The sequence below is a fragment of the Colwellia sp. BRX9-1 genome, from assembly GCF_014077195.1.
Classification (GTDB): domain Bacteria; phylum Pseudomonadota; class Gammaproteobacteria; order Enterobacterales; family Alteromonadaceae; genus Colwellia_A.
On the sequence record NZ_JACGVM010000005.1, the window covers coordinates 224,010 to 235,604 of the forward strand.

Genomic DNA, 11,595 nt, shown 5'->3' on the forward strand with positions numbered 1-11,595 from the left:
TGGCACTTGGCAATTAATAACATCAGTGGCAATATCTAACGATGAATAAACATTTTTTTATCTCTTCAAAACTTTATTTACTTGGACTTATAGCACTATTATTGTGGGTTTTTTGCTTACCGGTTGCAAAAAGTTATGCAATGAAAAGTGAGAGCACAGCAAAGCTATGTCAGCGCTCGCCATCATCATGCCTAGAAAAAGTTAATATTGAATTAACCCAAGTACAGCCGAAAAGCCGCATCTGGTTTAGCTTAATGCAATTCAAATTATCCTCGCTATTTATTTTGCAACACAGTGATGAGCTTTACCAAGAAACAAAGCGTTGGATAAACGATGAAGACCTACCGATCCCTTTTCAAGTCACTCTTTATATGTATTATGCTAAGTGTTTACTTAGTCATGGCGACTTAGTAGAAGGGAAGCGTTATATTTATAAAGCAAAAGCACAATTAGCAATAATGAATGAAGTTTATCCATCTCCAATTAAACTTATTGAAATTGCTAACTTACAAATGTTTATTGGTGAGTTACCTGAAGCCTATGAGTCACTTAATGCTTTAAAAGAAAAATATAAAAACAGTCATAATCCGCAGTTTATGATGGATCTTTTTGGTCATTTAGGGCACGTCGCTAGGCAACTTGAATTGTATGATGAAGCGCTTGCTCACTGGTATGCAACCGTTCCTTGGAGTTATAAATATGGCAATGAACAACAAATAGCGACAGTACATTTTAATTTAGCGCAAGCACAACAACACGCTGAACAATTCTCATTGGCTGAAAAAAGTTATTTAGCCGCAATTAAGCATGCTGACATTGCTTTAGATGTTGTGAAAGCCTCTCATGCAAAATTGTACTTAGCCGAAATAAAGTTGCTGGGCGGTGATAAAGAACAAGCCGAGGAGCTATTACTGGCCATTAACGAAGAACTCTTAGCGCCAAACCTGCTATTAAAGCTTAATGACCTTAAGGGTGAATTATAAAACCTTTAAGAGGGAGTCGATAACAAAGCATACTGCAAAAAGGTTTGATAAATCCTTATGGTGAATATCTCGCCATCATAGTAAAGCCCAATTTATTAATCGGGTTAACATAATTTTATCCATTTCAATAGGCTGTTATTCCTGATATTTATCCACTATCATTGTCTTTAAAGAATGTAATCAGGTCAATTCATATGTCAGCAGTTACGCAAAAACTAAACACCATCAAATCTAAAGCTGCAATTGCTTGGGGGCCAAATAAACCCTTAACAATTGAAGAAATTGATGTAGAACTTCCCAAAAAAGGCGAGGTTCTCGTTAAAATCATCGCTTCAGGCGTTTGTCATACAGATGCTTTCACGCTTTCAGGCGAAGACCCTGAAGGAATATTTCCAGTCATTTTAGGGCATGAAGGTGGCGGAATTGTTGAACAAATAGGTGAGGGTGTCACCAGTGTTGCGGTTGGCGATCATGTCATTCCTTTATACACACCTGAGTGTGGTGAGTGTAAATTCTGTAAATCGGGTAAAACCAACCTGTGTCAAAAAATTCGCGAAACCCAAGGTAAAGGCTTAATGCCTGATGGCACCTCGAGATTTTCATTAAACGGCAAAGCTATATTTCACTATATGGGCTGTTCTACTTTCTCTGAATATACTGTTTTACCTGAAATATCTTTAGCGAAAGTTAACCCTAAAGCACCGCTTGAAGAAGTGTGTTTATTGGGTTGCGGAGTAACTACCGGCATGGGCGCAGTCATGAATACGGCGAAAGTTGAAGTAGGTGATACCGTGGCTATTTTTGGTTTAGGTGGTATTGGTTTGTCGGCTATTATTGGCGCTGCTATGGCGAAAGCAAGCCGTATTATTGCGATTGATATCAACGAAAGTAAATTTGAGTTAGCCAAAAAGCTGGGTGCAACAGACTGTATTAATCCCAAAGATTACGATAAACCTATTCAAGACGTTATTGTTGAATTAACCGATGGTGGTGTTGACTACTCTTTTGAATGTATCGGTAATGTTAATGTGATGCGTTCGGCCTTAGAGTGTTGTCATAAAGGCTGGGGTGAGTCTATTATTATTGGTGTTGCTGGCGCAGGACAAGAGATTTCAACTCGCCCATTTCAACTGGTTACTGGTCGAGTATGGCGTGGTACTGCCTTTGGTGGGGTGAAAGGTCGTAGTGAGTTACCTGAGTATGTTGAACGCTATCTTGCCGGTGAATTTGCTTTAAACGACTTTATTACCCATACCATGTCGTTAGAAAAAATTAATGAGGCCTTTGAATTAATGCACGAAGGTAAGAGTATTCGTAGTGTTATTCATTTTAACCATTCGTAAGTACCTAAAAGGTTGAAGATCATGTTAGAAAAAATTAGCAGTAATAAAATGTTTGGTGGCGTTCAAGAGCATTTTCAACATCATGCTGAAAGTCTAAAATGTCCGATGCGTTTCGCTATTTATTTACCTGAGGGTGCCAGCAAGCATTCACCAGTGCCGGTTTTATATTGGCTTTCAGGACTGACCTGTACCGATGAAAACTTTGTACAGAAATCAGGAGGACAGCGCATGGCATCGGCACTCGGTATAGCCATTGTTTGTCCTGATACCAGCCCGCGCGGGGATGATGTTGCCGATGATGAAAACCAGTCTTACGATCTAGGGTTAGGTGCGGGTTTCTATATAAATGCCACCGAGAAACCTTGGTCTACTCATTATAAAATGTATGATTATATTGTTAATGAATTGCCAGCGTTAATTGCAGAAAACTTTCCTGTATCGAGTAAAAAATCAATCAGTGGTCATTCAATGGGTGGGCATGGCGCGTTAACGATAGCGCTAAAAAATCCTGATAAATATTGTTCGGTATCTGCTTTTAGCCCCATAGCTAATCCAATTAATAGCCCTTGGGGACAAAAAGCGTTTAGCGCTTATTTAGGTGATGATAAAGCTTTATGGCAGCAACATGATGCAAGCGTGTTGATGAAAGCAAGTACACAGCATATACCGGCATTGGTTGATCAAGGTTTAGCCGATGACTTTTTGCAAGAGCAACTTCAGCCAGAATCATTGATTTCAGCGGCGCTGAGTAATAACTATCCACTAATACTTAACCAACATCAGGGATATGATCACAGTTACTTTTTCATCGCCAGTTTTATTGAAAGTCACTTATGTTTCCATGCGAAACATTTGGGGCAGTCTTAATGTTTACAGTTATTTCACCTGAACATTTTAAGACTATCCCATGGAAAAATGGCCAAGGTGAAACTATTGAATTGGCGATTAATGACGGCGGTACTTTAGCTGACTTTATTTGGCGCTTGAGTATGGCGAATGTTGTTGAAGATGGAGTCTTTTCTGATTTTTCAGGTTATCAGCGTAATCTCATTCTCATTGCCGGTAAGGGCATTAATTTACAACACGATAACCGTAAAACTGATCAGTTGAATAATATCCTCGATGTCGCCAATTTTGATGGGGGTTGTCGAACCGTTGGACATTTACCTGCAGGCGAAATTACCGATTTTAATATTATTACCGATAAAGAAAAGTGCTCGGCCGTTGTGGAAACCTTGCTAGCTCAACAAACAGTTGAACTTAAAGCTGCAGACTTATGCTTTGTTTACAGTTTATCGGGTGCATTCCAGTTAACGTCATACCAAAATCACCAAATAATAAAGGCAGGGCATTTATTGAAATTGAATACCCTTAAAGCAGGGGAGATGACGATTACAGGACAAAAGCTGATCGTGGTTTACTTAACGCAAAATACCTAGGCAAAATTTAGTGACAGCAGGTGTTTATCGCTGAAAATAGTCATTTAAACTTTTATTTCAGCGATAATATTTTTTCTGTTTTAGAGTATGGAGATATTAATAAAAATTCAATGCACAGGACGTTAAAATGAAAGCACACCATTTAGTCAAAGTATTCGCCTTGTTGCTGATATTCTCACCGTTTGCTAATGCTGAGAATACTGCTGACAATAGCCGCAAGTTACCTATCGACGAAAGCTCAACCACAAAACATAGCACTAAGGTTAATGGTAAAAAATTCGACTACACTGCCACTACAGGTACTCAACCCGTATGGGACAGTGAGGGTAACCCAACCGCCAGTTTGTTTTATACCTATTACCAACGCAGCGATGTTAAGAATAAAAGCGCACGACCTTTATTAATTTCTTTTAACGGCGGCCCAGGTTCAGCATCTGTTTGGATGCATGTTGCCTACACCGGCCCACGTGTTTTAAATGTTGATGACGAAGGATATCCATTGCAGCCTTACGGTGTTAAGACCAATGACTATTCAATTTTAGATGTTGCCGATATTGTTTTTGTTAACCCAGTTAATACGGGTTATTCACGAGTTTTACCCGACAAAGAGGGCAAGATGCCTTCGAAAGAACAACAAAAATCGATGTTTTTTGGTGTCAATGCCGACATCAAATATCTAGCAGATTGGGTCAATACTTTTGTGACCCGGAATGAGCGCTGGCGTTCACCAAAATATTTAATCGGTGAAAGTTATGGTACTACCCGTGTTTCAGGTTTAGCTTTAGAACTACAATCACGTCAGTGGATGTATTTAAATGGTGTGATTCTCGTGTCGCCAACCGATATTGGTATTAAGCGTGACGGACCAGTAAAGGCCGCAAATCGCCTACCTTATTTTGCAGCTGCTGCCTGGTATCACCAAGCACTAAAGAGCGATTTACAGCAAAAAGACTTATTGGATATTTTGCCTGAAGTTGAAAAGTTTACTATTGAGCAATACATACCTGCACTCGCTAAAGGTGGCTTTATTAGCCCAGCAGAAAAACAGGCGATAGCTGAAAAGGTCTCTTATTATTCAGGACTTTCGGTCACTGAAGTATTACGCAGTAATTTAGATATTAGCGCTTCCTATTTTTGGAAAGAACTATTACGTGACCGTGAGCAAACAATTGGTCGTTTAGATTCACGTTACTTAGGTATTGACGAGAAAACAACCGGTTCACGTCCTGACTACAATGCTGAATTAACGTCATGGCTGCACAGTTTCACGCCCGCCATTAATTACTATTTACGCGAAGAGTTAAACTATAAAACAGACATTAAATATAATATGTTCGGTGATGTACATCCGTGGGATCGCACTAACAATAATACCGGTAAAAATTTACGTTTAGCGATGGCACAAAACCCTTATTTAAATGTCATGTTCCAAGCCGGTTACTACGATGGTGCGACTAACTATTTTGATGCTAAGTACACTATGTGGCAGTTAGATCAAAGTGGTAAAATGCAAGACCGTTTGTCTTTTAAAGGCTACCGCAGTGGTCATATGATGTACCTTCGCTATGAAGATTTAAAAGCGGCGAATGATGATATTCGTCAATTTATTAAAGCGTCTTTACCTGATAATAAACAAGCCGCTAAATACAAAGCTGCTTCGCCACGATAAATTATCTTAGCACTTAAAAGCAAGCCGATTAAGTTATCATTTATAACTTAATCGGCTAATATGTTATTCCTCTTCATCTACTTCTTTAAATCTTTTTGCCGCATCATTTTTCTTATAAACCTGCTCCATAATAGGTTCAAAAGAGTTAGGGTGGATATTACCAATAATATTGACAAATACCGCCTCATTATCTGAAAGTGACAGTACAACTAAACCATCAATTACTTCACCGTTTGACTTGATGAACATCAGTGAGTAATCAGTTGATTCATCATCATTCATTCTTACTACATGTTGCCAACCATCGGCACGTAAATTAGCTTGAGTTTCAATGAAATTATCTTTAAACAACTCACTGTTTTTTTCAACGTTATAAACACTTATACGAACACCATCTACGTCATCCAATAAAGCATCAATTTCAGGGTCTTCATCGGCATCAATAACCCAACGTGCTGTGCCAATGGCTAATGGACCTAAAGACAAGTTTATTTCGCTGTCAGCTTGCCACCAATAAGGTGATTCAATATCGGCATAGCCAGCATGACTGTGAAGTCCCCCTGCGGTAATGCCGCACCCGGTTAAGAAAAAGCTTGCTGCAATTGCTAATAGCAAGGTCACTTTCTTTAAAAAATAGTGAGATAGTTTCATGGTTTACTCGTTATTTTAAGTCAATATCAATGTTAAGTGATTTGGTTACTTTATTAATTTGTGCAGGGTCTATTTCACCAACAATGTTAATGAATACCGCTTCTCGGCCGTCCTTATCACTTTTATTGTTAATAACCATAACCACTAAACCATCCATAAGGTCATCAGTGATTTTGGTGAATACTCGTACCTTTTCATCTTCTTCATTGACCGATACAATAGGTAACCAGTTTTTAGATTGAATATCTTTGCTGACTTTTGCAATTAAATCTATTGCCGGTTGATCGCTACCTTTCATATTATAGATTTGTACACGAACAGCTTTTAATTTGCTGATTAACTCTGATGCTTCTGGATCAGACAGATTAATTTTGCTAATAAAACCTAACATGGTTTTATTTAAATTAACCATCACTTTAGGTTCACCATAAACTGAGTTAAGGCTGGCAAAGTCTACATAACCTCGCTCTTTTGTAATGTCATCGGCAAAAGCTGAACTGCTCATTAATAATGATGAACTAAATAAAATAAGTGCTGATAATAATTTTTTCATGATGTTTCCTTAAAATGATTAAGTGGTTTAAATAAACCTTGGTTCAATGGTTGTTGTATATTTTCGTCAAATGTTTGCTTTATTTGCTCTGTTGATATTTTTTTAGCGAATGATATATATTGCAAAGCGATTGCTAACTCTTGCTCAGCATGTTGTATTTCTGCCAGTGATGGCTGTTTATTTATAGGATCACTTAGTATATTGGTGTTGAGTAAAGCGATAGCGGTAACGGTTGCGGCTAGCGCACTAAGTTTTTTCCAGCTAGGCGTAAAGTAGCCAAAAATCACATGACTGCTTTTTTCAGTTTTGCTAATGCCCTGTAACTTGTTTTTCAAATCGGCTGATAAAGGCTGCAAACCTATGTCATTTAAATGTTGTTCAATATGTAACGCTGTTTCCAACTCAGCAATTTGTTGGTTACTAAGTTGTTCATTAGTTAATTCACTGCTCTCGGACAATACTCTTGCTAGCACGCGGGTGTCAGCTGAAAGGTCATTGTTCGCTAAAAAATCATCTAATGGTTTCTGCCATGATTCTTTATTATTCATGGGTATACCCCTTTAAATTATTTCGCAATTCACGTCGTGCACGATGTAAATAGACTTTTACTTGGCTGGTGGTTAAGTTAAGTGATTTCGCCGCAATACTTTGGCTGTTTTGTTGTACATCACATAACATAATCAACGAACTATAGGGTTCTTTTAAACAAGCAATCGCCTCACTTAACCAACGACTTAATTGTTGGTGCTGTAAATTCCCTGCCGGTTCTTCATGTTTTTGTGTCACTTGATGCTCTTCTTCAACTTGGCTGAATTCCTTACGCTTACGCAATTTATCAATACAAGCATTACGGGTTACCGTAGATAGCCAAGCCGATACTTTTTCAATATCTACTTGTTGGATGTTATTCCATAAACGCGTAAAAACATCTTGTGTAATATCTTCCGCTTCATGTTTATCACGTAAAATATACAAGGCTAACGAATAGATTCGTTGCTGATGCTGTTCGAGTATTTTATTAAATTTATTTCCTTTCATAGTTATAATTACGCACTACTTTGTGAAAGGTTACAAATTAAGTATCTTATTTTTAATTTATTATTAAAAAGAGTCGCCAAAGTGATTGGTATGATAAGTAGATTCAATATAACTAATAGGGTAGGGTTTCTTGAAATAAATTGGTTAATCAATGTGTTATCGTTAAGAAATGAATCTGTGGATAAAATGATATTAAGTTAAAAAATTTTTATGAATAAGCTTAATTGAGTCGATTAAAGACAATTTTTAGTGATGGCCATTATAATTGCGACAGGTGATTTTTATATTTTATTGAATTTTAGGCATAAAAAAACCGATGAAAACAAGTTCATCGGCTGGATAGCTTTGGGGAAGCTAAAATATAAAATTATTACAACAGGTGCTCACTAAAAGAGAACAAAATCATTATAGAGTAACAACTCTATAAGTGTAAAGTAAAAAGTGAAGTAATTACTCAGTTTTTTGTTTTTTTCGGTTTTTGGTGCTTTTAGTGGTTAATCTCGTCGGGAATGAGAATGTTCTCGGTAGTCTCATATAGGGTCAAATTCTCATGTGACTGCGCATAATGTTTGATACTACCAATCACCAAATGAGATTGGCTTTTAATGCTCAATCTGGCATGAATAACTAAATACGAATAAATCAACAAATGCTTGATCTACCTAATGCTAAATGTATTATGGTTTTTATATACTACCTCGTTGTTTTTAAATAAAAATGTACAATCGTACTTAGTACGTCGAAAATAACGTATTAAGCCAAATATGCAGAGATAGATATAGATTTCTAATCGAACAAAGGAACAAGGTTTTACCTTAATTGAGTTGGTAGTAGTAATTGTAATTTTGGGGATCTTAGCTGTTACTGCTGCACCAAAATTTATAGATATTAGTTCAGATGCTAACAAGGCCGTACTAGAATCTATGGGAGGGACTCTTATCTCAAGCTCCAAGCTAGTGTATGGAAAGTCGATAGTTCAGGGGATACAAAACCAAGCTTTAACAAACATTGATATTGATGGTGATGGGAATGATGATATTGAGATTAAGCATGGTTACCCTAGTGGCAATAGAACAACGGGAATAGCTAATGCAGTGAATCTTGGAGAAGACTGGGCATATGGTGATACTTTCGGTGGAGGGTATTTCTATTTAACTCGTTCGTCTTTAGTTTGATTCAGTGGTATTACTAATAATAATATACCTATCACAGGAACCAAATGCTATTTGACCTACAAGGCACCAACAGCAATTGACCTATTACCAACAATTACATATACAACGAACGATTGTTAACAGAAATAATCAACAATTAACAAGCTGTCTAACTAAGTCAGAAAGGCTTCTGTTAGTGATCAGTTGTCGTTAAAATCCGCCACTAGATCATGTCAACTAAGCGGACAAAATGATCATATTCTTATCTCACTAAGTGCCCCATAGTGAGATAGAAAACCCGTAAAGGCATAATATGTCTAACGTCTGCTTCAGGCTCTGAACTGCCCTTAATAACTCAAAAGCTTAATGTTAACAAAGATACGGTAGCTGGCGTTAGCCTTGGCTTCTCTAACGACAAGTAATCCAAAAAATCGGTCATTAGTTTAATTGGTAAATTATGCGTTTAATCAAGTAGAGTCAATAAAAAGCCGACGATAATATAACTTATCGACGGTTTTATTTTAAAGGGACTTTATTAGGGATTGGGTGCCCATCCCCTAGACATCGGCATTAAATAATATAGCTTACATAAATCATTCATTCGATTGTGCTTTATCAAATATGATACTGGTAAGATTTTAGTCTGCATAAATCATCGGTAAATGACGAGCTGTTTCGTAAGTTATTCTTTTGTAGGGATCACTATAACCAATACTGTAGGGTATTGGTCAAAGTAAGTATTAAGGGAGAGGGATACGCTGTAATAGATATTTTAGAGAGATATCTTTGATTTTTTAAATGTAATTTTATAGCAATTGTTACATTGATATTTAAATTCATTTCTATGGTTGAAATGTTTTTCTGTCCAACTTCGCTGGACCCTCATAACAGGTAATTCATTCTCGCAAAATTTACATTTATTCATAATTAATCCTTTAATTTATTATATGTGTGTCGATGGTAAACACTGAAATGACCAAAAAACATCAAAACTTGTAGCGTGGAATGAGTAGGATTGAAACCTTATTACCACTTTGCTCAACTAACCATGAAGTTGAGCGAAGTGCACTAAATCCATTTAGGCGAAAACTGTGCAACCAAAAATACAAAATATTCTATGCCGCTGAAGATACCATAAAAACGAATAAAAATGAATAAAAACAAGTACAAAGACCTCCTATCTTACAAGTTAACCACCCAATGTAACGAGGTGGTTAATTCAGTGTTATTATTAATAATAAAATGATGGGTCGAGGTAAGCTTTTCGAGGGGGTCACCTTTGAATGATCAACGTAATCCTCTGCTTCGCCAATATTATCGAAGTGGTAGAGCAAAAATTAACAAAAAAATTAAGAAGAAAAATTAACAAGACACTCATCTTTAATTATTTAAGAAGTACCATCAAATAACCTAGGGTACTTCTTATTGATGAAAACCTAAAAACCTAAAATTTTATTAGCTAGTTGAAGTAAATTTGGCGCACTGTAATCCGCTTTTTCGACTAACTCGAACTGAAACATACCTGGACGTTCTATAAATCCGGTTTGCATTCCAGCTTTAGCTGCTCCAGCAACATCCCAACCATGTGCAGCAATCAACATCGCGTCACCAGCCTCAACATTCATTTGCTTTAAAGCCCACTCGTAAACACGTAAATCAGGCTTAAAAATTTGTAATTTTTGGACTGTTAATGCGCCATCAAAATATTCGGTTAATTTAGCGTTCTTAAGTTGACTGGCAATACCTGCATCTGACGAATTAGTGAGAGTGACCAATTTTATGCCACTATCTTTAAACTTCTTTAAACCAGCAATAACATCAAGGTGTGGTTGTAAGTCTCTAAATGGCGTTTTAATTGCTAAGGTTGCTTCTTCTTTTGTCAAAAAAATATCATTTTGCTTTGCAACTAATTGTAATGCAGCAATGCCTATTTCGCCAAAGTGATGGTAATCATTAATTGCATTAGTGACTAAAGAATAGTGCAACATAGTAGTAAACCAACTAGCTACTAAATCATCTCGTCCTTTTAAGGCAACTGTCACAGACTTAGCCACATTACCTAAATCAAGTAGGGTTTCATTCACATCAAAAAAGATAACGCTAGGTAAGGTACTGTGCATCTTATGAAATGTCTCTACCTCTTTCGCGATAGAGGTTATAGACAAAAATACAGAAAATAATAATACGTAAAGTTTTAATTTCATTTAAACACCTGTTAAATAATATAACCGTAACTATATGGATTACATTCATATAGTAAATAGACAGCGAGTAATTATTCATTTGAACCTTGTCATTTTTTTGCTAAAAAATAATAGGGCCATTAAAAACTTGCTATATTGTGATTTCGATGGATATAGGCAACTATGACCATAGAAGACTTCAAAAATTTTTATACTGTGAGCAGGGCTCACAAACTTATCCATTATCCTCATCAGAACTCATTGAGTTATAGATAAAACTCAAAATTAATATACGTTAGGCTAATAAGACCGTAATGAATTTTTTTTATTTCATATATAAAAAATTAAATTTAAAACAATGTATTGAAAGTTATTTTGTTAGTTTTCGGAGTTAATGAGGTCTATTGCTATCTAACAAAAAATCAACAGACACTCATCCTAAATTGAACAAGTTTTCCCTTTGTACTACGCTAAAGTAATCAAGCTACTTTATCTTAGGTGAGTTATGGCCACGCCAAGGAAGCAACAAATCAGTTTAGTAGACACACCTTATTACCATTGTGTGGCGCGTTGTGTTCGACG

11 protein-coding genes and 1 pseudogene are annotated in these 11,595 nt (G+C 36.6%); 7 read left to right on the forward strand and 5 right to left on the reverse strand.

What is annotated here, in order from left to right:
• Positions 1-41 precede the first annotated feature (41 nt).
• From H4J76_RS07570 to H4J76_RS07590, 5 genes are all read left to right on the forward strand, one after another.
• The gene (locus H4J76_RS07570; RefSeq protein ID WP_182214507.1) at positions 42-983 is read left to right on the forward strand and encodes a tetratricopeptide repeat protein; all 942 of its coding nucleotides are present in this window, start codon (positions 42-44) and stop codon (positions 981-983) included.
• 194 nt (positions 984-1,177) lie between these two features.
• Complete coding sequence (locus H4J76_RS07575; protein WP_220465219.1) at positions 1,178-2,326, forward strand: S-(hydroxymethyl)glutathione dehydrogenase/class III alcohol dehydrogenase; 1,149 nt, start codon at positions 1,178-1,180, stop codon at positions 2,324-2,326.
• Positions 2,327-2,347: 21 nt separating this feature from the next.
• The gene (fghA, locus tag H4J76_RS07580) at positions 2,348-3,193 is read left to right on the forward strand and encodes an S-formylglutathione hydrolase (RefSeq protein ID WP_182221337.1); all 846 of its coding nucleotides are present in this window, start codon (positions 2,348-2,350) and stop codon (positions 3,191-3,193) included.
• Positions 3,193-3,765, forward strand: coding sequence for a HutD family protein (locus H4J76_RS07585; RefSeq protein ID WP_182214504.1), 573 nt, complete (start codon positions 3,193-3,195; stop codon positions 3,763-3,765). Before fghA ends, H4J76_RS07585 begins: the two co-directional genes overlap by 1 nt.
• A 127-nt stretch (positions 3,766-3,892) precedes the next feature.
• On the forward strand, positions 3,893-5,434 hold the full coding sequence (locus H4J76_RS07590; protein ID WP_182221335.1) for a S10 family peptidase: 1,542 nt from the start codon (positions 3,893-3,895) through the stop codon (positions 5,432-5,434).
• A 63-nt stretch (positions 5,435-5,497) separates the two neighbouring features.
• Here the strand turns inward: H4J76_RS07590 and H4J76_RS07595 are convergent, their stop codons facing one another.
• The 4 genes from H4J76_RS07595 to H4J76_RS07610 are packed head-to-tail and all read right to left on the reverse strand — an operon-like array spanning position 5,498 to position 7,676.
• Positions 5,498-6,085 carry a DUF4252 domain-containing protein gene (locus tag H4J76_RS07595; protein ID WP_182230350.1) on the reverse strand — a complete coding sequence of 196 codons (588 nt, stop codon included), beginning with the start codon at positions 6,083-6,085 and terminating at the stop codon, positions 5,498-5,500.
• Positions 6,086-6,095: 10 nt separating this feature from the next.
• A complete protein-coding gene (locus tag H4J76_RS07600) occupies positions 6,096-6,638 on the reverse strand; it encodes a DUF4252 domain-containing protein (RefSeq protein WP_182175201.1) in 543 nt (180 codons plus the stop codon).
• On the reverse strand, positions 6,635-7,186 hold the full coding sequence (locus H4J76_RS07605; RefSeq protein ID WP_182214497.1) for a hypothetical protein: 552 nt from the start codon (positions 7,184-7,186) through the stop codon (positions 6,635-6,637). The genes H4J76_RS07600 and H4J76_RS07605 overlap by 4 nt, the downstream gene beginning before the upstream one ends.
• Positions 7,179-7,676, reverse strand: a complete 498-nt coding sequence (locus H4J76_RS07610; RefSeq protein ID WP_182230351.1) for an RNA polymerase sigma factor — start codon at positions 7,674-7,676, stop codon at positions 7,179-7,181. Before H4J76_RS07610 ends, H4J76_RS07605 begins: the two co-directional genes overlap by 8 nt.
• A 923-nt stretch (positions 7,677-8,599) precedes the next feature.
• Between H4J76_RS07610 and H4J76_RS07615 the strand changes: the two genes are divergently transcribed.
• Complete coding sequence (locus tag H4J76_RS07615) at positions 8,600-8,851, forward strand: hypothetical protein (protein ID WP_259377128.1); 252 nt, start codon at positions 8,600-8,602, stop codon at positions 8,849-8,851.
• A 1,415-nt stretch (positions 8,852-10,266) separates the two neighbouring features.
• On the opposite strand, the gene H4J76_RS07620 is transcribed toward H4J76_RS07615, so the two are convergent.
• Positions 10,267-11,034, reverse strand: coding sequence for a haloacid dehalogenase type II (locus tag H4J76_RS07620; RefSeq protein ID WP_259377129.1), 768 nt, complete (start codon positions 11,032-11,034; stop codon positions 10,267-10,269).
• A 484-nt stretch (positions 11,035-11,518) separates the two neighbouring features.
• Between H4J76_RS07620 and H4J76_RS19895 the strand changes: the two are divergent.
• Positions 11,519-11,595 (forward strand): annotated as a pseudogene (locus tag H4J76_RS19895) (Type I secretion system protein TolC); the annotation flags it as partial.